Raw genomic sequence first — 18,744 nt, 5'->3', positions numbered from 1 at the left:
TGAATTAAAGCTCAAGCCATGGCCCCACGAATAAAAACCAGCGAGCGTATCGTGCTCAACAGCCTCGAACTGTTCAATCAGCAGGGCGAGCGCAGTATCAGCACCAACCACATTGCCGCCCACATGGAGATTTCTCCGGGCAACCTGTACTACCACTTCCCCAACAAGCAGGCGATCATCGCCGTGCTGTTCAGTGAGTACGAAAGCCTGGTCGACAGCTTCCTGCGCCCGCCGCAGGGGCGCGCAGCGACGGTCGAAGACAAGCGTTTCTATCTCAAGGAACTGCTCTCGGCGATGTGGCGCTATCGTTTTCTGCACCGCGACCTTGAGCATCTGCTCGACAGCGATCCGGAGCTGGCCGCGCGTTACCGGCGTTTCTCCCAGCGCTGCGTGATTCAAGGCGCGGCAATCTACGAAGGTTTCGTCGCCGCCGGGATTCTCGACATGGACCGCGTGCAGATCGAATCCCTGACCCTCAACGCCTGGATCATTCTGACTTCGTGGGTACGGTTTCTGTGCACCACTCGGGAAAACTCCAACCACCTCAGTGAACAAGCCATCAAGCGTGGCGTGTACCAGGTGCTGGTGCTGGAGGCCGGGTTTGTCACCGAGCAGGCGCGCGACGAGGTCAATGCGTTGTTCGAAGAGTTCTACGTGCCGCTGGCCCAAGCCCTCGAAGACGTCAAATAAGCCTTTTGTGTTGATACCCAGGAGCCCGTTATGCCGATTGCGCAACTGATCAGCCCCGTCGCACTGGACGCCCGCAAGGCGCAGCCGGGGCTGGTGATCCTCGATTGTCGTTTCGCCCTCGAAGACCCGGACTACGGTCAGCGCAGCTACGCCGAAGGGCACATCGCCGGGGCAAGCTTCGCCGATCTCGAACGGGACCTGAGCGGCAAAGTCATCAAGGGCGTGAGCGGCCGTCATCCGCTGCCCGAGCCGGCGGCGCTGATCGAGCGCCTGCAAGGGTGGGGCATCAGCAATGACAGCGACGTGGTCCTCTACGACGACGGCCCCGGTGCCTACGCGGCACGGGCGTGGTGGTTGCTGGCGTGGCTGGGCAAGCGCGACGGCGTGTTCATTCTCGACGGCGGGCTCAAGGCCTGGCATGCGGCCGGGCTGCCGCTGAGTCTGGATCCGCCGACCATCGCCCGCGGCCATTTCAGCGGCCAGCCGGACATGAACCTGCTGCTCAGCGCCGAGCAATTACAGCAGCGTCTGGGTCAACCGTCATTGACCTTGATCGATGCCCGCGCACTGCCGCGCTTCAAAGGCGAAGTGGAACCGATTGATACGGTGGCCGGGCACATTCCCGGTGCGCAGTGCGCGGCGTTCACCGACAACCTCGGCAGCGACGGGCGCTTTCTGCCGGCCGCTCAGCTCAAGCAGCGTTTTGCGGCGAAACTGGGCGATCGCTCGCCCTCAGAGTTGGTCGCCTACTGCGGCTCGGGGGTGACGGCGTGTCATAACCTGTTCGCCCTGTGCCTGGCCGGTTATCCGCTGGGATCGCTGTATGCCGGGTCGTGGAGCGAGTGGATCAACGAGCCATCGCGAGGCATCGCCACGGGCGAATAAACAACGCGCCCCCCTGTAGGAGTGAGCCTGCTCGCGATAGCGCCCTGTCAGTCACTTCATCTTTAACTGACACACCGCTATCGCGAGCAGGCTCACTCCTACAGGGGCTGTGTGCGCAACCACTGCGGAATCCGTCGCTCCAGGTAATAACCCGGTCGACGAATCGAGCCATCGACAAACCCGACATGCCCGCCGCGCGGCTGCAGCTCGAATTGCGTGCAGGCCGACAGCTCATCGGCCTGCGGCAGGCTGTGCGGGAATACGAACGGATCGTCGGCCGCCTGAATGATCAGGTTGGGCGTGCGAATCTCACCAAGGAAATAGCGACTCGAGGCGCGGCGATAGTAATCCTCGGCATCGTTGAAGCCATGCAGCGGCGCGGTCACCCGGCCATCGAAATCCCAGAACGTGCGCATGTTTTCCAGCGAGCCGAGCGCCGCCAGTTTCGCCAGGCCATCCTCGCGCCCGTCATGCTGAAACTGCCGCTGCTTGTTCTTGATGTAAGCGACCATCTCGCGCATGAAGTGCGCCTGATAAACCTTGGAGAAACCCTGGCCGATACGGTCGGCGCACTGATCGAGGCGGAATGGCACCGAGACCGCCACCGCGCCCTGCAGGCCACTGGCGCTGCCGCTCTCGCCCAGATGCTTGAGCAGAACGTTGCCACCGAGCGAGTAGCCGACAGCAAACAACGGCGCCAGCGGGCGTTTCGCATGCAAGTGTTTGATGGTCTCGGCCAGATCTTCGCTGGCGCCGGAATGGTAGCTGCGCGGCAGCAGGTTCGGTTCGCCCGAACAGCCACGCCAGTTCAGCGCAACGCTGGCCCAGCCCTGATCAGCCAGGGCCTTTTGGATGCCGGCCACGTAAGGCGAGTTGGAAGAGCCGGTCAACCCGTGCAACACCAGCACCAACGGCGCCTCGGCGCTGTGCGGGCCGTGCCAGTCGAGGTCAAGAAAATCGCCGTCTTCCAGCCATAGGCGCTCACGCTCGCGCTCGATGTGCACGGTTTTGCGCCACAGCGGGCCCCACAAAGTCTGCAAGTGCGGATTTCCGAGGCCGAAGGCGGGGACGAAGCGTTCAGACGAAGGGGGCACGATGGTTCTCGATGTGCGTAGGACAAGGGAGCAGGCTCCCTTGTCACAGGTTGTCGCTCGCTACAGGTCAGGCGTCGATGTGCGTCGAACGCTGCCACAGCGCGTAGTAGACCCGACCGGATTTTTGTTCGCGGTGCAGGCGCCAATTGCCCGGCAGGCCGAGGGTCGACGGCGCGGTTTCGCTTTCAGTGTAGATCCACGAATCGGCCGCCAGCCACTGCCGCTCTTCCAGCAGCGTGCACACCGCCGGCAGCAGGTTCTGGTTGAACGGCGGATCGAGGAATACCAGATCGAACGGCGTAGCGGTCTGGGTTTCCAGATAGCGCAAGGCGTCGGCGGTCTGCACCTGGCCGTTGGTGCAGCGCAGAGTGCCGAGGTGTTCCTTAAGGCTGGACACGGCGATGTTGCTCGCGTCCAGTGCCTGGCCCATCGCCGCGCCACGGGACAGCGCTTCGAGAAACAGCGCGCCGCTGCCGGCGAACGGGTCGAGCACCTTGGCCCCTTCAACGTACGGCGCCAGCCAGTTGAACAGGGTTTCGCGCACACGGTCCGGCGTCGGGCGCAGGCCCGGCGCGTCGGGGAAGCTCAGCTTGCGGCTGCGCCATTGGCCGCCAATGATACGCAACTGGTTCACACCGTTGTGGACGTTGTGCGCAGGTTTCTTGGGGGAACGAGTTGCCATTAATGCTCCGGAACCCCGAGCGGTTGCTCGGCAGGTTTATCAGATGGGGCCGGTAACGGCTTTTGTGGCACGGTCGGGCCAGCGGTGACGATGACCATTTTGTCCGTGCTCAGGTGTTTGTTCAGCGCGTCGCGCACTTGCTCGACGGTCAGGCTCTGCGACTGACGCATGAAATCGTCGAGATAACTCAGCGGCAGATTATAGAAGCCCATCGCCCCGAGCTGGCCGACGATATCGGCATTGCTCGCAGTGGACAGTGGGAAGCTGCCGGCCAGTTCGCGTTTGGCGTCGTCGAGCTCTTTTTGCGTTGGCCCGGTTTTCAGGTAATCGGCAAGTACGTCCTGCACCAGCTTCAGGGTGCCTTCGCTCATTTCCGCGCGGGTCTGCAGGTTGATCATGAACGGGCCGCGGGCCTGCATCGGGCTGAATGCCGAGTACACGCCGTAGGTCAGGCCACGTTTCTCGCGCACTTCACTCATCAGGCGCGTGCCGAAACCGCCACCACCAAGGATCTGGTTGCCCATCGACAGCGCAGCGTAATCCGGGTCGTCGCGGTCGATGCCCAGTTGCGCGAGCATCAGGTTGGTTTGCTTCGACGGGAACTCGATGTGATTGACGCTGGCTTTCGGCTCCTGCGGTGCTGCGATTTTCGCCAGCGCCGGGCCTTTTGGCAGTGCGCCGGACACTTGATTGGCAATCGCCTCGGCTTCGGCGCGCGACAAGTCACCGACCAGCGCAATCACCGCGTTACCGGCGGCGTAAGCCTTGGCGTGGAAATCACGCAGCTGCGCCAGGGTGATCTTCGGCACGCTTTGCGCGTTGCCGTCGCTTGAATGCGCGTACGGGTGATCGCCGTACAAGCGCTTCATCAGCTCGAGGCTGGCGAGTTTGCCGGGGTTCTGTTTCTGGTATTCGAAACCGGCCAGCATCTGGTTCTTGATGCGCGCGAAGGAGTCGGCGGGGAAGGTCGGTTTGCCAACCACTTCGGCAAACAGCTTCAGCGCCGGTTCACGTTTGTCGGCCGCGCTCAGGCTGCGCAACGAAGCGAGCGCCATGTCCTTGAACGCGCCGTTGCCGAAATCCGCACCGAGGCCTTCAAAACCCTGCGCGATGGCGCCGACATCTTTGCCGGCCACACCTTCGTTGAGCATCGCGTTGGCCAACACCGCCAGCCCCGCTGCGTTGCCATCCTGACTGCTGCCGGCGGCGAAGATCAGACGCATGTCGAACATCGGCAACTCGTGGGCTTCGACGAACAGCACCTTGGCGCCTTCGGCGGTGCTCCAGGTCTGTACGTCAAGCTTGCGGCTGGCCGGTGCCTTGCCGTCGAGTTCGGCCAGCGATTGCAGTTTCTGCGTGGACTTGGCGTTATCCAGCGCTTCGCTGGCATGGCTGTCAGCGCTTGGCGACAGATAGAACGCCGCCGAGCCGATCAGCGCCACGCCGATCAGGCCGAACAGCAGGCGTGGGGATGTGCGCTTACTCATGGGTCGCCTCCAGTGGCAGGACGTGGGCGACGCTGAGACGTTCGCGGGTAAAGTATTTTTTCGCAGCGTTCTGGATGTCTTGCGGGGTCACGCTCTCCAGATCGGCCAGCTCGGTGTCCATCAGCTTCCACGACAGACCGACCGTTTCCAGTTGGCCGATGGCGGTGGCCTGACTGGTGATCGAATCACGTTCGAAGACCAGACCGGCAATCACCTGCGCACGCACGCGCTCCAGCTCTGCGGCCGACGGCGCGGTGGTTTTCAGTTGCTCCAGCAGTTTCCACAACCCGGCCTCCGCCTGAGCGATGGTCTTTTTCTTTTGCGTGTTCGGAGTGGCGGACAGGGTGAACAGGCTGTCGCCACGGGTATAGGCGTCATAGTCCGAGGAGCCGCCGGACACCAGTTCTTCACCGCGCTCCAGTTGCGTCGGGATGCGGCCGCTGTAGCCACCATCGAGCAGTGCCGAGATCAGGCGCAAGGCATTGACCGAGCGTTTGTCTTCAGCGGTGGCGATGCTGGGTACGTTGAAGCCGAGCATCAGGCTCGGCAGCTGGGTTTGCACGCGCAGGGTGATCTGGCGCTCGCCCGGTTCGGCCAGTTCCAGCGGTTTTTTCGCCGGCGGCACGTCGCGCTTGGCGATCGGGCCGAAATAGCGCTGGGCGAGGGTTTTGACTTCGTCCGGGGTGACGTCGCCGACCACCACCAGCGTGGCATTGTTCGGCGCGTACCAGGACTGATACCAGTGGCGCAGCTCTTCGACCTTCATGCGGTCGAGGTCAGCCATCCAGCCGATGGTCGGCGTGTGATAGCCGCTCGCCGGGTAGGCCATCGCCTTGTAACGCTCGTAAGCCTTGGACATCGGCTTGTCATCGGTGCGCAGCCGACGCTCCTCCTTGATGACTTCGATTTCCTTGGCGAATTCGTCGGCCGGCAGGCGCAGGTTGGCCATGCGGTCGGCTTCCAACTCGAAGGCCACGCCCAGACGATCACGGGCCAGCACCTGGTAGTACGCGGTGAAGTCGTCACTGGTGAAGGCATTCTCTTCGGCGCCCAGATCCCGCAGGATCAGCGAGGCTTCGCCGGGGCCGACTTTCTCGCTGCCCTTGAACATCATGTGCTCGAGGGCGTGAGACAGACCGGTCTGGCCCGGAGTCTCGTAGCTGGAGCCGACCTTGTACCAGATCTGCGAAACCACCACCGGCGCGCGATGGTCTTCGCGCACAACGACCTTGAGGCCGTTGTCGAGGGTGAATTCGTGGGTCGGTTGCGGGTCGGCCGCCAGGGCCGAAAGGGGCAGGCAGACTGTGCAAAGCAGCAGGCCTGCAGCGCGGCGGGCTAGAGCATTCATTCGTTTTTTAACCTGTTGGGCTGCCTGCTTCGTCTTAGCGTCAGCGGGCGAGAGGGTGCTAGGATACTGATCCGTTTTACCGGCGACCACGCCTATGAGATTCTGCGATCTCATAAGGCTGAATGGGTTTGCGGCACAACGCAGCGGTTTGGCAACCAGACTCTGCGTTTTCGCCGATTTTCACCGGTTTAGACCATCGTTAAAACGATCCTTGAGGTGCCTGTAGCGCCTCGACAAAATGTTGCGCGTGAACAAGCTGGGTGAAACACAGTCTGTTCTGCATCGAATATTTATTTGCCGGGGCGCCTTGTTGGCGCGTCGCTACCGTGAGATAGCCGTCCTCCATGTTTGGTTCCAACGACGACAAGAAGAGCCCAGCTGCGGCTGGCGAGAAGAAAAGCCTGTTCGGATGGCTGCGGAAAAAACCGCAGGAACCCGTCGTCGAACAGCCGCCCGCGATTCCTGAGCCTGCAGCGCCAGTTATAGGAGAAGAGCCGGCGCCGATTGTGCTGCCGATCACTGAACCCGTGCTGCAACCGGAGGCTGAAGCCGAACCTGAAGCGCCTGCCGCTGCCGAACTGCCGCTGACGCCGACCGCCGAGCCGTGGCTGACCTTGCCGGTGGCAGAAGAACCGGTGGCCTTCGTTGAAGAGGCAGCGCCGCATGTGACGCCGGCGATTCCGGAAGTGGCTGGGGCGCCTGCTGTCGAGCCCGAGCCGGTGGTGGAGGCGGTCATCGAGCCGGCGCCGGTTGTTCCTGCGCCAGTGGCTCCGGTCGTGCAAGCGCCCGAGCCAGCACCTGCTCCTGCTCCAGTGCCTGCGCCGGTTGTCGCTGCGCCAGTCGTGCCGGAAGAAGCGCCTGCCGAACCCCCTGTAGAAGCCCCGCGCACCGAAGAAACCAAAGCCGGTTTCTTCGCCCGCCTCAAGCAAGGCCTGTCGAAGACCAGCGCGAGCATCGGCGAGGGCATGGCCAGCCTGTTCCTCGGCCGCAAAACCATCGATGACGATTTGCTCGACGACCTCGAAACCCGTCTGCTTACCGCCGACGTCGGTGTCGAAGCCACCACGCAGATCATCCAGCGCCTGACCCAGAAGGTCGCGCGCAAAGAGCTGGCCGACGCCGATGCGCTGTACAAGTCGCTGCAGGCCGAACTGGCCGCCATGCTCAAGCCGGTCGAACAACCGCTGAAGATCGCCTCGCAGAACAAGCCGTTCGTGATTCTGGTGGTCGGCGTCAACGGCGCCGGCAAAACCACCACCATCGGCAAACTGGCGAAGAAGCTACAACTGGAAGGCAAGAAAGTCATGCTGGCCGCCGGTGACACCTTCCGTGCCGCGGCAGTCGAGCAATTGCAGGTCTGGGGCGAGCGCAACAAGATCCCGGTCATCGCCCAGCACACCGGTGCCGATTCGGCTTCGGTGATCTTCGACGCCGTGCAGGCCGCCAAGGCCCGTGGCATCGATGTATTGATCGCTGACACCGCCGGTCGTCTGCACACCAAAGACAACCTGATGGAAGAGCTGAAAAAGGTCCGCCGGGTCATTGGCAAGCTCGACGCCGATGCGCCGCACGAAGTGCTGCTGGTGCTCGACGCTGGCACCGGGCAGAACGCGATCAACCAGGCCAAGCAATTCAACCAGACCGTCGAACTGACCGGCCTGGCCCTGACCAAACTCGATGGCACAGCCAAGGGTGGGGTGATCTTCGCCCTGGCCAAGCAGTTCGGTCTGCCGATCCGCTACATCGGCGTCGGCGAAGGCATCGATGACTTGCGTACTTTTGAAGCCGAACCCTTTGTCCAGGCATTGTTTGCCGAGCGGGAGCGTTCATGATTCGTTTCGAACAGGTCGGTAAACGCTACCCGAACGGTCATGTCGGCTTGCATGAGCTGAGCTTTCGAGTGCGTCGTGGCGAGTTCTTGTTTGTCACCGGCCACTCTGGTGCCGGTAAATCCACGCTGTTGCGCCTGTTGCTGGCGATGGAGCGGCCGACCAGTGGCAAACTGCTGCTCGCCGGGCAGGACCTGAGCACCATCAGCAACGCGCAGATTCCGTTTCTGCGCCGGCAGATCGGCGTGGTGTTCCAGAATCACCAGTTGCTGTTCGATCGCACGGTGTTCAACAACGTCGCCTTGCCGTTGCAGATCCTTGGTCTGTCCAAGGTTGAAATCGCCAAGCGTGTCGATTCGGCGCTGGAGCGCGTAGCGCTGTCGGATAAAACCGATCTGTACCCGGGCGACCTGTCCACCGGTCAGCAACAGCGCGTCGGCATTGCCCGCGCCATCGTCCATCGCCCGGCCTTGCTGCTGGCGGACGAACCGACCGGTAACCTCGACCCGCGTCTGGCGGCGGAAATCATGGGTGTGTTCGAAGATATCAACCGTCTGGGCACCAGCGTGCTGATTGCCAGTCATGACTTGGCACTGATCGCACGCATGCGTCACCGCATGCTCACACTGCAACGCGGCCGCTTGATCGGCGACGGGGAGGCCGGAGTATGAGTGCGACACGCAGCCCGAAGGTTTCCGAACGTGTGGCGCCGAAAGCCGCCGATCCGCAGCCGCCGAAGAAGAAAAAACACGACGATGATGATGGCCCGAACTTCGCCACGCTGTTCCGTGCGTGGATTGAAAGTCACCGCGCCAGCTTGCTCGATAGCCTGCGCCGCCTCGGCAAACAGCCGATCGGCAGCTTCTTCACCTGCATGGTGATGGCCGTGGCGTTGAGCTTGCCGATGGGCTTGTCGCTGCTGCTGAACAATGTCGAACGTCTCGGCGGTTCATGGCAGCGCGCGGCGCAGATCTCTTTGTACCTGCAACTCGATGCGACGCCAGAGCAGGGCGAGTCGTTGCGCGAGCAGATCAAAGGCATGCCCGGCGTCGCTGATGCTGAATATGTCGGCCGCGATCAGGCGCTCGAGGAATTCCAGCAGCAGTCCGGCCTCGGCGAAGCCCTGCGCGAACTGCCCGAGAACCCTTTGCCTGGTGTGGTGCTGGTGACACCGAACGAAGTCGACAAGCCGACACTCGAAGCATTAAGACAAAAACTTTCCGAGTTGCCCAAGGTACAACAGGCGCAACTTGATCTAGTCTGGGTCGAGCGTCTGGCCGCCATCCTCAAGCTGGGCGATCGGTTTGTCTTCGGTCTGACGGTGCTGCTGGTTTCTGCATTACTTTTGGTGATAGGCAATACCATTCGTCTTCATATTGAAAACCGCCGCACCGAGATAGAAGTGATTAAACTCGTCGGCGGCACTGACAGTTATGTAAGGCGTCCCTTCCTTTATATGGGCGCGTTGTATGGCTTCGGTGCAGGGCTGTTGTCCTGGGGTGTATTGGCGTTCGGCCTGAACTGGCTGAACGATGCGGTGGTTGGACTGGCCGGCTTGTACGGCAGTGATTTCGCCCTGGCCGGTGTGCCAGTGGCGGACGGTCTGTCGCTCTTGCTTGGCGCGGTACTGTTGGGTTATATCGGTGCATGGATTGCAGTCGCACGTCATCTCAGGGAGCTGGCGCCGAAGTAGAATCTTTTTTGCGCGTGATTGACCTTGCGGTTTTTATGGGAACTTGTACCTGAGTTCCCGGTCAATTTTTCGCAGTGCCGAGAGGCACGAGTATGTAAGTGGGAGGTTTTTTCGCATGACCAATTCTTTGCAACCTGCGTACGCGTTGGTTCCGGGTGCGAACCTGGAAGCCTATGTGCACACCGTGAACAGCATTCCACTGCTGACACCGGAGCAGGAGCGTGAACTGGCCGAGAGTCTCTACTATGAGCAGGATCTGGGGGCGGCTCGGCAGATGGTGCTCGCCCACCTGCGATTTGTCGTACACATTGCCCGTAGCTATTCCGGCTACGGTCTGGCTCAGGCTGACCTGATCCAGGAAGGTAACGTCGGCCTGATGAAGGCCGTGAAGCGCTTCAACCCGGAAATGGGCGTGCGTCTGGTGTCGTTCGCCGTGCACTGGATCAAGGCGGAAATTCACGAGTTCATCCTGCGCAACTGGCGCATTGTGAAAGTCGCGACCACCAAGGCCCAGCGCAAGTTGTTCTTCAACCTGCGCAGCCAGAAGAAGCGTCTGGCGTGGCTGAACAACGAGGAAGTCCACCGTGTGGCGGAAAGCCTCGGTGTCGAACCGCGCGAAGTGCGCGAGATGGAAAGTCGCCTGACCGGCCATGACATGGCCTTCGACCCGGCCGCGGAAGCGGACGATGACAGCGCTTTCCAGTCGCCGGCCAACTACCTGGAAGATCACCGGTACGACCCTGCGCGTCAGCTGGAAGATGCCGACTGGAGCGACAACTCCAACAGCAACCTGCACGAAGCGCTGGAAGTGCTGGACGAACGCAGCCGCGACATCCTCTACCAGCGCTGGCTGGCCGAAGAAAAAGCCACGCTGCACGACCTGGCGCAGAAGTACAACGTGTCGGCCGAGCGGATTCGTCAGCTTGAGAAAAGCGCGATGAACAAGCTCAAATTGTCGATCGCCGCTTAACCGGCGCCCCCGGCAAACAAAAACGCCCCGATCAGCGATGATCGGGGCGTTTTTTATGGGCCAGCACAAACCAATGCAGGAGTGAGCCTGCTCGCGATAGCGGTGTGTCAGTTGATGAATCCATGCCTGACAGACTGCTATCGCGAGCAGGCTCACTCCTACCTTTGATCTTCGGTGCTACTCAGACCACGGCGCCCGCCGCGAATCATTGAGGCCCAACAAATAACTATCGCCACCCAACTGACTCATCTGCTGCCGAATCCACCCGGCCCGGCGCGATACATAACCGGTTGGCCGGCTCGCGCTCCACACCCGCGGATTAGGCAGCACCGCTGCCAGATAACTCGCCTGCTGCCGCGACAGCGACTTCGCACTCACGCCAAAGTGATGACGAGCCGCCGCTTCGGCGCCAAACACGCCGTCATCCCATTCGACGCTGTTCAGGTACACCTCGAGAATCCGCTGCTTGGGCCAAAACACCTCGATCAGCGCGGTAAACCAGGCCTCGAGCCCTTTGCGCAGATAACTGCGTCCGGCCCAGAGAAACAGGTTTTTCGACACTTGCTGGCTCAGGGTACTGGCGCCGCGAATCGAGCCGCCCAACTCGTTATGGGCCAAGGCGGCCTGGATCGCGCGCAGATCAAAGCCCCAGTGCTCGGGGAATTTCTGGTCTTCGCCGGCAATCACCGCCACTTTCAGGTCGTCGGAGATCTCGTCCCACGGCTTCCAGGTGCGCTGCAGGTCGATCGGCTCGCCGTCGATCCATGATTCGACCTTGCGCTCGACCATCAGCGCGGTGCCCGGTGGCGGTACGAAGCGAAACAGCAGCACCAACAGAATGCTGCCACCGGCGAACCAGAGCAGAGCCTTCACAAGACGACGGAATATGGAACGCAGCATAGAGATGGCTTGGCCGAACCGGTGGAGCGGGCCATTATACAGACCCTGCCGATTGCGTCTGACTGGAGTTCCCAATGCTGCGTGGCTTTTTGATGCTGGCCGCTTTTTTCGGTTTCACCGGGGTCGCGTTGGGCGCGTTCGCCGCCCACGGCCTGAAAAATCGCCTGACCCCGGAATACCTGACGATTTTCCACACCGGCGTCACCTATCAACTGGTGCACACCCTCGCGCTGTTCGGGGTCGCGCTTCTGGCCACGCAGATTCCGGGGCGGCTGATCACTTGGGCCGGCGTGTCCTTTGCCGTCGGCATTCTGTTGTTCTCCGGTAGCCTGTACCTGCTGACCCTGACGGGCATCAGCAAGCTCGGCATCATCACGCCGTTCGGTGGCTTGGCCTTCCTCGCCGGTTGGGTATGTCTGGGACTTGCAGCCTGGCGCTTGCAGCCGACCGCTTGACGCTTGGTACTGACCTTTAGGTCATGATCGGGCTAGAATGCCAGCCCCTAAAAATGATGGCGGCGTTGTGCATGCGCATTCAATTGAACGGCGAATCCCTTGAACTGCCCGACGGCGAGACCGTTGCGGGGCTGATTACCCGCCTGGAACTGACCGGACGCCGGGTAGCAGTCGAACTCAATCTGGATATCGTCCCGCGCAGCCAGCATGCCGACACCACGTTGAACGACGGCGATAACGTCGAAGTAGTACACGCCATCGGCGGCGGCTGATCCAAACACTGTGAAAACTGCTGCGCTCGTAAAGACTGCGTTAAAAACAGGCTCGGAATGCTCATTTACAACCAGTAGACTCCGCTTCCTCGCCTGTTTTTGCCTTGTCTTTACTTCGCTCGCGACGTTTTCACAGCGTTTGGTTATTGAAGCATTCTGCAAGACCCTCACTCCTAAAGAGGATTCCTTATGAGCATCGTTCGTAGCGACAAGCCTTTTGTGCTGGCCGGTCGTACCTACCAGTCGCGTTTGCTGGTCGGTACCGGCAAGTACCGTGACATGCAAGAAACCCGTCAGGCCATCGAAGCCTCGGGTGCCGAGATCGTCACCTTCGCCGTGCGCCGTACCAACCTCGGTCAGATCGAAGGCGAGCCGAACCTGCTCGACGTGCTGTCGCCGGAGCGCTACACGTTCCTGCCGAACACCGCCGGTTGCTACGACGCCGTCGAAGCCGTGCGCACATGTCGCCTGGCCCGTGAGCTGCTCGACGGCCACAACCTGGTGAAGCTGGAAGTGCTGGCTGACCAGAAAACCCTGTTCCCCAACGTGATCGAAACCCTCAAGGCAGCGGAAACGCTGGTCAAGGAAGGCTTCGACGTGATGGTCTATACCAGCGATGACCCGATCATTGCCCGGCAACTGGCGGAAATCGGCTGCATCGCCGTCATGCCGCTGGCCGGCCTGATCGGTTCCGGTCTGGGCATCTGCAATCCGTACAACCTGCAGATCATCCTCGAAGAAGCGAAAATCCCTGTGCTGGTCGATGCCGGTGTCGGCACTGCGTCCGACGCAACCATCGCCATGGAGCTGGGTTGCGATGCGGTGTTGATGAACTCGGCCATTGCCCACGCCCAGCAGCCAGTGATGATGGCGCAAGCCATGCAACACGCCATCGTCGCGGGTCGTCTGGCCTACCTCGCCGGCCGTATGCCGAAAAAACTCTATGCCAGCGCCTCTTCGCCGCTGGATGGTCTGATCAAGTAAGAGCCATTGATGACTGAATCGAACGACACGCCTGTCCAGCCGGACGAAGGCGACGAGCGCCAACACCGCCGCATCAAGAGTTTCGTGATGCGTGCCGGGCGCATGACCGAAGGCCAGCAGCGCGGTCTGGACCAGGGCGCGCCGCTGTACGTGCTGCCGTTGGCTGATGCGCCGGTCGATTACGACCAGGTCTTCGGCCGCTCGGCACCGCGCTCGCTGGAAATTGGTTTCGGCATGGGCCACTCGCTGCTGGAAATGGCGGCGGCCGCGCCGGAGCAGGACTTTATTGGCGTTGAAGTGCACCGTCCGGGTGTCGGCGCGCTGCTCAACGGCGTACTGACGCAGGGCCTGACCAACCTGCGGGTCTACGATTGCGACGCGATCGAAGTGCTCAACCGTTGCATCGCCGACAACAGCCTTGACCGTCTGATGCTGTTTTTCCCGGACCCATGGCACAAGAGTCGTCACCACAAGCGTCGTATCGTTCAGGCGTCCTTCGCTGAACTGGTGCGCAGCAAGTTGAAGGTCGGCGGGATTCTGCACATGGCCACCGACTGGGAACCGTACGCCGAGTACATGCTGGAAGTGATGAGCGTCGCCCCGGGCTATCGCAACCTCGCCGAAGACGGCAAATGCGTACCGCGCCCGGCCGAACGCCCGATCACCAAATTCGAACGCCGCGGCGAACGACTTGGCCATGGCGTGTGGGATCTGAAGTTCGAAAAACTTTCCTGAGCCTCACGCAATACCCAATGTAGGAGTGAGCCTGCTCGCGATAGCGGTGGATCAGTCAATATTTATGCCGACTGACCTACCGCTATCGCGAGAAGGCTCACTCCTACAGTGTTTTTTGGTGTATTGAATTTAGCGGCGGTCGGCGACTACGCCGATCAGGACGAGCACCACCAGCAACACTGGCGCCAGGCTGTAGTTGTTGAACTGGCTCAAGCCCTTCACTACCCACGGCGTGGCGTAGATCAGCGCGGCGCCGCTGCCGATCACGCACAGCAAGGCCATCAGCGGTACGCGCAGGGCGCCGGCGATGCTGCCCAGGCGTTGCTCGACCCAACCTTTGAAATCCGCACCGAACAGCACCAGCAGGCAACCGACCAGTGCCAGGGCGATTTCCGAGAGGTTGCTGCGGCTCCAGCGGGAGACGGTGGCGAGCAGGTCGAGTATCAAATCCATGGGTTTATCCTTAGGCCGCCGTTGGGCTCAGCTCAGAAATTGTTGCAGCAAGTCGTTGAGGAACAATTGTCCGCGCTCGGTGGCCGCCAGACGTGACGGTTCGACCTGCATCAGGCCGCTTTGTTCGGCCTCGCGCCGGCCTTTGGCAAGCGTGTCCAGCGACAGGCCAGTGCGCTCCGGGTAGAGACGTGATTCAACGCCAGCGGTCAGGCGCAACGCGTTCATCAGGAAGTCGAACGGCAGCTCTTCGTTGCTCAGGGCTTTTTCGCCGGCCTGGAAGTTTTTCGCCGGGTTGAGATAGTCCTTGGGCAGCCGTGTTTTCCAGGTGCGCACGATGCGCCCGTCCGGGTGGCTGAGCTTGCCGTGCGCGCCCGCGCCGATGCCAATGAAGTCGCCGAAGCTCCAGTAATTGAGGTTATGCCGCGCCGGTTTACCTGGCTGGGCATACGCCGACACTTCGTACTGCGCGTAACCGTGTTCGGCCAGCAGCGCTTGCCCGGCTTCTTGAATGTCCCACAGCGTGTCGTCTTCCGGCAGCACTGGCGGCTGGTTCCAGAACACCGTGTTCGGCTCCAGCGTCAGCTGATACCAGGAAATGTGCGTCGGCTGCAGTTCGATGGCCTGGCGCAGATCGGCCAAGGCATCGTCCAGCGATTGATCGGGCAGGCCGTGCATCAGGTCGAGGTTGAAGTTATCGAACCCGGCCTGGCGCGCCATACCGGCGGCGCGCACCGCTTCGTCGCCGTTGTGGATGCGTCCGAGCGCCTTGAGTTTTTCCTGCTGAAAGCTCTGGATGCCGATCGACAACCGGTTGATGCCAAGCTTGCGGTAGGCGACGAACTTCTCTTGTTCGAACGTGCCAGGATTTGCCTCAAGGGTGATTTCGATGTCATCGGCAAACGGAATGCGCTGCTCGACGCCCTTCAACAAACGCCCGAGGGCTTCGGCACTGAACAGGCTCGGCGTGCCGCCACCGAAGAAAATCGAGGTCAGCTTACGGCCATACACAGCGTGCAGGTCCTGATCGAGATCGGCCAGCAGCGCGTCGACGTATTCCTGTTCCGGCAGCACGGGGCTTGCGGTGTGCGAGTTGAAATCGCAATACGGGCATTTGCGCACGCACCACGGAATATGAATGTACAGCGACAGAGGCGGCAGCGTTGGCAGCGGCGCCCGAGGCGAGGAGGCGGCGCCGCCGACAATCAGCGACGACGCAGAAGCGTCACGAGTCATTGCAAACCCAGACGCTGGCGCAGCAGCACCATGGCGCGGGCGCGGTGGCTGATCTGATTCTTGTCCGCCGGGCTCAGCTCGGCGCTGGACACGTTACGTTCCGGCACCCAGAACAGCGGGTCATAACCAAAACCGTGTTCGCCGCTGGCCGCGGTCAGAATCCGCCCCTGCCAAAGGCCTTCGCACAGAATCGGCAACGGATCGTCAGCGTGACGCACCAGCGCCAGCACGCAGACGAACTGCGCGCCGCGCTCGGCTTCCGGCACATCTTTCAAAGCGTCGAGCAGTTTGGCGTTGTTCGCCGCATCGCCCTTGCCATCGGCGTAACGCGCCGAATAGATGCCCGGCGCACCACCGAGGCAATCCACTGCCAGACCGGAATCGTCGGCCAGCGCCGGCAGCCCGGAAATGCGTGCAGCGTTGCGCGCCTTGAGGATCGCGTTCTCGACGAATGACAGGCCGGTCTCTTCCGGCTCGACCTTGCTCCACTCGCCGATCGAGCGCAGTTGCACCGAGTCGCCGAGCATCGCTTGAAGTTCTTTGAGTTTGCCGGCGTTATGGCTGGCCAGTACGAGCTGCTTGATGTTCATCATTCGCCGGGAAAGAGTTCTTGGTTGAAAGTGAGGGTGTTGATCTTGTCGCCGTTTTGCACCTTGATTTCGAAGGCGCGGGTTTCCTGCTGCGGCACCGGATACTGGGCGATGTAGTAGATCGCACCCTGTTCGGTAACCTGGCGGAACTTCAACGGCACGCTGGCGCTGGTCAGGTCCTTGACCGTGCCGGTGACACTGGCGATCAGCGGTTTGCCGTCTTTGATCACCGAGACGTTGATCACGCCCTGGTGCTTGCTGCGGATCAGCTCGGCAGCCCTGGCGATGTCCGGTTGCAGGAACGTCGAGTTGAAGGTGTTGTAGTGCACCGTGACGTCGCCGAAGGTTTCCTGGCGCTCGCCTTTGATGACGTCCGCCGCCAGGGCGCTGGCGCTCAGGCAGGCAGTCAATAACAACAACGCTAGACGACTCATGTTCGTGCTCCTCGAATAAACCGGCTCAGACCGCGACCTTGTGGTCGGCCAACAGCGGGCTGCTGACCCGGTAGATACCGATTTCACCTAACAGATTAGGCCATAGCTTACTGGCCCACCCGTGGCGGTGCTGTTGATCCACGGCAAGCCGATCAATGACCTTGGCGTCACGTTCGCGGCACAGTGCTTCAAAGTCTTCAAACGTACAGAAGTGGATGTTCGGCGTGTTGTACCAGGTGTACGGCAGAAACTCGGACACCGGCATGCGGCCCTTGCTCGCCAGGTACCAGCGGCAGCGCCAGTGGCCGAAGTTCGGGAAAGTGATGATGCACTGACGGCCGACCCGCAGCATTTCGTCGAGGATCTTGTCCGGGTAGTGCACGGCTTGCAGGGCCTGGGTCATGACGACGATGTCGAAACTGTTGCTGGCGAAATTGCCCAGTCCCTTGTCCAGATCCTGCTCAATGACGTTGATGCCTTTGGCTACGCACTCGGCAATGTTCTCGGCGTCGTTTTCCAGGCCATAGCCGGTGACTTGCTTGTTGTCGCGCAGCCAGCTCAGCAGCTCGCCATTACCGCAACCCAGGTCGAGGACGCGGCTGCCGGCGGGGATCCATTCCTGGATGATTTCCAGATCAGCTCTCATGGCTTTCTCACAGCGTGATGCGGTTCATGTAATTGCCGAACGCCTGCAAATAACGCGGGATCGGAATCAGAAAGGCGTCGTGGCCCTGCGGTGCGTCGATTTCCAGATAACTGACGTCCTTGCGCGCAGCCATCAGCGCGTCGACCAGCTCGCGCGAGCGGGCCGGGGAGAAACGCCAGTCGGTGGTGAACGACATCACGCAGAATTTCGCCGTGGCGTTTTCAAAGGTTTTCGCCAGATCATCGTTGAAGTTCGCCGCCGGATCGAAGTAATCCAGCGCCTTGGTCATCAACAGATAGGTGTTGGCGTCGAAGCGTCCGGAGAACTCTTCGCCCTGGTAGCGCAGGTAGCTTTCGACCTGGAACTCGACACTGTGGAAGTCGTAGTTGAGCTTTTCGCTCTTCAGACCACGGCCGAATTTTTCGCCCATCGAGTCGTCGGACAGGTAGGTGATGTGCCCGACCATGCGCGCCAGCATCAGCCCGCGCTTGGGGATCACGCCTTGTTCCTGGAACGAGCCACCGTGGAACTCCGGGTCGGTGAGAATCGCCTGCCGCGCCACTTCGTTGAACGCAATGTTCTGTGCCGACAGCTTCGGCGCCGAGGCGATGGCCAGGCAGTGACGCACGCGGTCCGGGTAAGTGATGGTCCACTGCAGCGCCTGCATGCCGCCGAGGCTGCCGCCGATCACCGCCGCCCACTGGGCGATGCCGAGCAGGTCGGCCAGACGCGCCTGGCTGTGCACCCAGTCTTCCACGGTGAGCACCGGGAAGTCGGCGCCGAACGGCTTGCCGGTTTCCGGATTGACGCTGCTCGGGCCGGTGGAGCCATTGCAGCCGCCGAGGTTGTTCAGGCTGACCACGAAGAACTTGTTGGTGTCGATCGGCTTGCCGGGACCGATGCAGCTGTCCCACCAACCGGGCTTGCGGTCGTCGACGCTGTGATAGCCGGCCGCGTGATGATGGCCGGACAGCGCGTGGCAGATCAGCACGGCGTTGCTCGCCTGCGCGTTCAGCGTGCCGTAGGTTTCGTAGATCAGGTCATAGGCGGCCAGCGAACGGCCACAGGCCAGCGCCAGCGGCTCGCTGAAGTGCGCGGTTTGCGGCGTGACCAGACCAACAGAATCGGGGGGAAAGGCAGTTGGCATCGACCCTGCTCTCGTTGAAATGAGGCGTAAGTCTAAAGACCGGGGTCGGTAGCGGCAAGCGGCCCTCACCCTAACCCTCCCGAAGCGTCGGACCGCCCGGAGGGAGAGGGGACTGACCGAGGTGTTCTATCAAACTGTGCCGACCTGATAATTTTGAGTCGAACTTCAACTCGAAACCCAGCACAAATCGGCTCCCTCTCCCTCGGGAGAGGGCTGG

21 protein-coding genes are annotated in these 18,744 nt (G+C 61.4%); 10 read left to right on the top strand and 11 right to left on the bottom strand.

Translation table 11 applies throughout. From position 1 onward, the window contains the following. Positions 1-18: 18 nt before the first annotated feature. Both BLU52_RS23195 and BLU52_RS23190 read left to right on the top strand, forming a co-directional pair. Positions 19-690 carry a TetR/AcrR family transcriptional regulator gene (locus tag BLU52_RS23195; RefSeq protein ID WP_007913599.1) on the top strand — a complete coding sequence of 224 codons (672 nt, stop codon included), beginning with the start codon at positions 19-21 and terminating at the stop codon, positions 688-690. Between the two features lie 30 nt (positions 691-720). Continuing rightward, a complete protein-coding gene (locus BLU52_RS23190) occupies positions 721-1,575 on the top strand; it encodes a sulfurtransferase (RefSeq protein ID WP_090287184.1) in 855 nt (284 codons plus the stop codon). 98 nt (positions 1,576-1,673) lie between these two features. Here BLU52_RS23190 and BLU52_RS23185 read toward each other — a convergent pair whose 3' ends face one another. From BLU52_RS23185 to BLU52_RS23170, 4 genes are all read right to left on the bottom strand, one after another. Then, positions 1,674-2,669, bottom strand: a complete 996-nt coding sequence (locus BLU52_RS23185) for a hydrolase (protein WP_090287182.1) — start codon at positions 2,667-2,669, stop codon at positions 1,674-1,676. A 67-nt stretch (positions 2,670-2,736) separates the two neighbouring features. Then, entirely contained in the window at positions 2,737-3,351 is a 615-nt protein-coding gene (gene rsmD, locus BLU52_RS23180) for a 16S rRNA (guanine(966)-N(2))-methyltransferase RsmD (protein WP_090287180.1), read from the bottom strand. After that, positions 3,351-4,838 (bottom strand): M16 family metallopeptidase, encoded by a 1,488-nt coding sequence (locus BLU52_RS23175; RefSeq protein WP_090287178.1) that lies wholly within the window; start codon positions 4,836-4,838, stop codon positions 3,351-3,353. The genes rsmD and BLU52_RS23175 overlap by 1 nt, the downstream gene beginning before the upstream one ends. Continuing rightward, on the bottom strand, positions 4,831-6,186 hold the full coding sequence (locus tag BLU52_RS23170) for a M16 family metallopeptidase (protein WP_090287177.1): 1,356 nt from the start codon (positions 6,184-6,186) through the stop codon (positions 4,831-4,833). Before BLU52_RS23170 ends, BLU52_RS23175 begins: the two co-directional genes overlap by 8 nt. A gap of 344 nt (positions 6,187-6,530) precedes the next feature. Between BLU52_RS23170 and ftsY the strand changes: the two genes are divergently transcribed. The 4 genes from ftsY to rpoH all read left to right on the top strand — a co-directional run bounded on the left by ftsY (position 6,531) and on the right by rpoH (position 10,678). Continuing rightward, entirely contained in the window at positions 6,531-8,018 is a 1,488-nt protein-coding gene (gene ftsY / locus BLU52_RS23165) for a signal recognition particle-docking protein FtsY (RefSeq protein ID WP_090287175.1), read from the top strand. Beyond that, positions 8,015-8,686 (top strand): cell division ATP-binding protein FtsE, encoded by a 672-nt coding sequence (gene ftsE / locus BLU52_RS23160; protein WP_090287173.1) that lies wholly within the window; start codon positions 8,015-8,017, stop codon positions 8,684-8,686. The genes ftsY and ftsE overlap by 4 nt, the downstream gene beginning before the upstream one ends. Continuing rightward, positions 8,683-9,708, top strand: a complete 1,026-nt coding sequence (ftsX, locus tag BLU52_RS23155; protein ID WP_090287171.1) for a permease-like cell division protein FtsX — start codon at positions 8,683-8,685, stop codon at positions 9,706-9,708. Before ftsE ends, ftsX begins: the two co-directional genes overlap by 4 nt. A 115-nt stretch (positions 9,709-9,823) precedes the next feature. Then, complete coding sequence (rpoH, locus tag BLU52_RS23150) at positions 9,824-10,678, top strand: RNA polymerase sigma factor RpoH (protein ID WP_007913617.1); 855 nt, start codon at positions 9,824-9,826, stop codon at positions 10,676-10,678. 177 nt (positions 10,679-10,855) lie between these two features. Here the strand turns inward: rpoH and mtgA are convergent, their stop codons facing one another. Further along, positions 10,856-11,578, bottom strand: a complete 723-nt coding sequence (mtgA, locus tag BLU52_RS23145) for a monofunctional biosynthetic peptidoglycan transglycosylase (RefSeq protein WP_090287169.1) — start codon at positions 11,576-11,578, stop codon at positions 10,856-10,858. Between the two features lie 74 nt (positions 11,579-11,652). Here mtgA and BLU52_RS23140 point away from each other — a divergent pair, with 74 nt between their 5' ends. From BLU52_RS23140 to trmB, 4 genes are all read left to right on the top strand, one after another. Continuing rightward, positions 11,653-12,033, top strand: a complete 381-nt coding sequence (locus BLU52_RS23140; protein WP_090287167.1) for a DUF423 domain-containing protein — start codon at positions 11,653-11,655, stop codon at positions 12,031-12,033. 71 nt (positions 12,034-12,104) lie between these two features. Further along, positions 12,105-12,305, top strand: coding sequence for a sulfur carrier protein ThiS (gene thiS, locus BLU52_RS23135; protein WP_167359915.1), 201 nt, complete (start codon positions 12,105-12,107; stop codon positions 12,303-12,305). Between the two features lie 189 nt (positions 12,306-12,494). Continuing rightward, entirely contained in the window at positions 12,495-13,289 is a 795-nt protein-coding gene (locus BLU52_RS23130) for a thiazole synthase (RefSeq protein WP_090287163.1), read from the top strand. 9 nt (positions 13,290-13,298) lie between these two features. Further along, complete coding sequence (gene trmB, locus BLU52_RS23125; RefSeq protein ID WP_090287161.1) at positions 13,299-14,024, top strand: tRNA (guanosine(46)-N7)-methyltransferase TrmB; 726 nt, start codon at positions 13,299-13,301, stop codon at positions 14,022-14,024. A gap of 129 nt (positions 14,025-14,153) precedes the next feature. On the opposite strand, the gene BLU52_RS23120 is transcribed toward trmB, so the two are convergent. From BLU52_RS23120 to metX, 6 genes are read right to left on the bottom strand one after another with little or no spacing between them, the layout of a single operon-like run. Continuing rightward, complete coding sequence (locus BLU52_RS23120; protein WP_003229134.1) at positions 14,154-14,477, bottom strand: DUF3392 domain-containing protein; 324 nt, start codon at positions 14,475-14,477, stop codon at positions 14,154-14,156. A 27-nt stretch (positions 14,478-14,504) separates the two neighbouring features. Next, positions 14,505-15,710: a radical SAM family heme chaperone HemW gene (gene hemW, locus BLU52_RS23115; RefSeq protein WP_090287159.1), complete on the bottom strand. Its 1,206-nt coding sequence runs from the start codon at positions 15,708-15,710 to the stop codon at positions 14,505-14,507. Then, on the bottom strand, positions 15,707-16,303 hold the full coding sequence (rdgB, locus tag BLU52_RS23110; protein WP_090287157.1) for an RdgB/HAM1 family non-canonical purine NTP pyrophosphatase: 597 nt from the start codon (positions 16,301-16,303) through the stop codon (positions 15,707-15,709). The genes hemW and rdgB overlap by 4 nt, the downstream gene beginning before the upstream one ends. Beyond that, positions 16,300-16,734, bottom strand: a complete 435-nt coding sequence (locus BLU52_RS23105; RefSeq protein ID WP_090287155.1) for a DUF4426 domain-containing protein — start codon at positions 16,732-16,734, stop codon at positions 16,300-16,302. Before BLU52_RS23105 ends, rdgB begins: the two co-directional genes overlap by 4 nt. Before the next feature lie 25 nt (positions 16,735-16,759). Then, on the bottom strand, positions 16,760-17,380 hold the full coding sequence (gene metW, locus BLU52_RS23100; RefSeq protein WP_090287153.1) for a methionine biosynthesis protein MetW: 621 nt from the start codon (positions 17,378-17,380) through the stop codon (positions 16,760-16,762). A gap of 7 nt (positions 17,381-17,387) precedes the next feature. Further along, positions 17,388-18,527 (bottom strand): homoserine O-succinyltransferase MetX, encoded by a 1,140-nt coding sequence (gene metX, locus BLU52_RS23095; RefSeq protein ID WP_090287151.1) that lies wholly within the window; start codon positions 18,525-18,527, stop codon positions 17,388-17,390. Positions 18,528-18,744 lie beyond the last annotated feature (217 nt).

Origin of the sequence: Pseudomonas granadensis (assembly GCF_900105485.1) — a bacterium.
Lineage (GTDB): Bacteria > Pseudomonadota > Gammaproteobacteria > Pseudomonadales > Pseudomonadaceae > Aquipseudomonas > Aquipseudomonas granadensis.
Note: the sequence above shows the minus strand (reverse complement) of the source record. Positions and strands in the feature narration are given on the sequence as shown.

Bases quoted from the DNA above. Each gene is read 5' to 3' on its own strand.
- BLU52_RS23195 (WP_007913599.1), top strand. From the start codon at position 19: ATGGCCCCACGAATAAAAACCAGCGAGCGTATCGTGCTCAACAGCCTC.
- BLU52_RS23190 (WP_090287184.1), top strand. From the start codon at position 721: ATGCCGATTGCGCAACTGATCAGCCCCGTCGCACTGGACGCCCGCAAG.
- rsmD (WP_090287180.1), bottom strand. From the start codon at position 3,351: ATGGCAACTCGTTCCCCCAAGAAACCTGCGCACAACGTCCACAACGGT.
- BLU52_RS23175 (WP_090287178.1), bottom strand. From the start codon at position 4,838: ATGAGTAAGCGCACATCCCCACGCCTGCTGTTCGGCCTGATCGGCGTG.
- BLU52_RS23170 (WP_090287177.1), bottom strand. From the start codon at position 6,186: ATGAATGCTCTAGCCCGCCGCGCTGCAGGCCTGCTGCTTTGCACAGTC.
- ftsY (WP_090287175.1), top strand. From the start codon at position 6,531: ATGTTTGGTTCCAACGACGACAAGAAGAGCCCAGCTGCGGCTGGCGAG.
- ftsE (WP_090287173.1), top strand. From the start codon at position 8,015: ATGATTCGTTTCGAACAGGTCGGTAAACGCTACCCGAACGGTCATGTC.
- ftsX (WP_090287171.1), top strand. From the start codon at position 8,683: ATGAGTGCGACACGCAGCCCGAAGGTTTCCGAACGTGTGGCGCCGAAA.
- rpoH (WP_007913617.1), top strand. From the start codon at position 9,824: ATGACCAATTCTTTGCAACCTGCGTACGCGTTGGTTCCGGGTGCGAAC.
- mtgA (WP_090287169.1), bottom strand. From the start codon at position 11,578: ATGCTGCGTTCCATATTCCGTCGTCTTGTGAAGGCTCTGCTCTGGTTC.
- BLU52_RS23140 (WP_090287167.1), top strand. From the start codon at position 11,653: ATGCTGCGTGGCTTTTTGATGCTGGCCGCTTTTTTCGGTTTCACCGGG.
- thiS (WP_167359915.1), top strand. From the start codon at position 12,105: ATGCGCATTCAATTGAACGGCGAATCCCTTGAACTGCCCGACGGCGAG.
- BLU52_RS23130 (WP_090287163.1), top strand. From the start codon at position 12,495: ATGAGCATCGTTCGTAGCGACAAGCCTTTTGTGCTGGCCGGTCGTACC.
- trmB (WP_090287161.1), top strand. From the start codon at position 13,299: ATGACTGAATCGAACGACACGCCTGTCCAGCCGGACGAAGGCGACGAG.
- BLU52_RS23120 (WP_003229134.1), bottom strand. From the start codon at position 14,477: ATGGATTTGATACTCGACCTGCTCGCCACCGTCTCCCGCTGGAGCCGC.
- hemW (WP_090287159.1), bottom strand. From the start codon at position 15,710: ATGACTCGTGACGCTTCTGCGTCGTCGCTGATTGTCGGCGGCGCCGCC.
- rdgB (WP_090287157.1), bottom strand. From the start codon at position 16,303: ATGATGAACATCAAGCAGCTCGTACTGGCCAGCCATAACGCCGGCAAA.
- BLU52_RS23105 (WP_090287155.1), bottom strand. From the start codon at position 16,734: ATGAGTCGTCTAGCGTTGTTGTTATTGACTGCCTGCCTGAGCGCCAGC.
- metW (WP_090287153.1), bottom strand. From the start codon at position 17,380: ATGAGAGCTGATCTGGAAATCATCCAGGAATGGATCCCCGCCGGCAGC.
- metX (WP_090287151.1), bottom strand. From the start codon at position 18,527: ATGCCAACTGCCTTTCCCCCCGATTCTGTTGGTCTGGTCACGCCGCAA.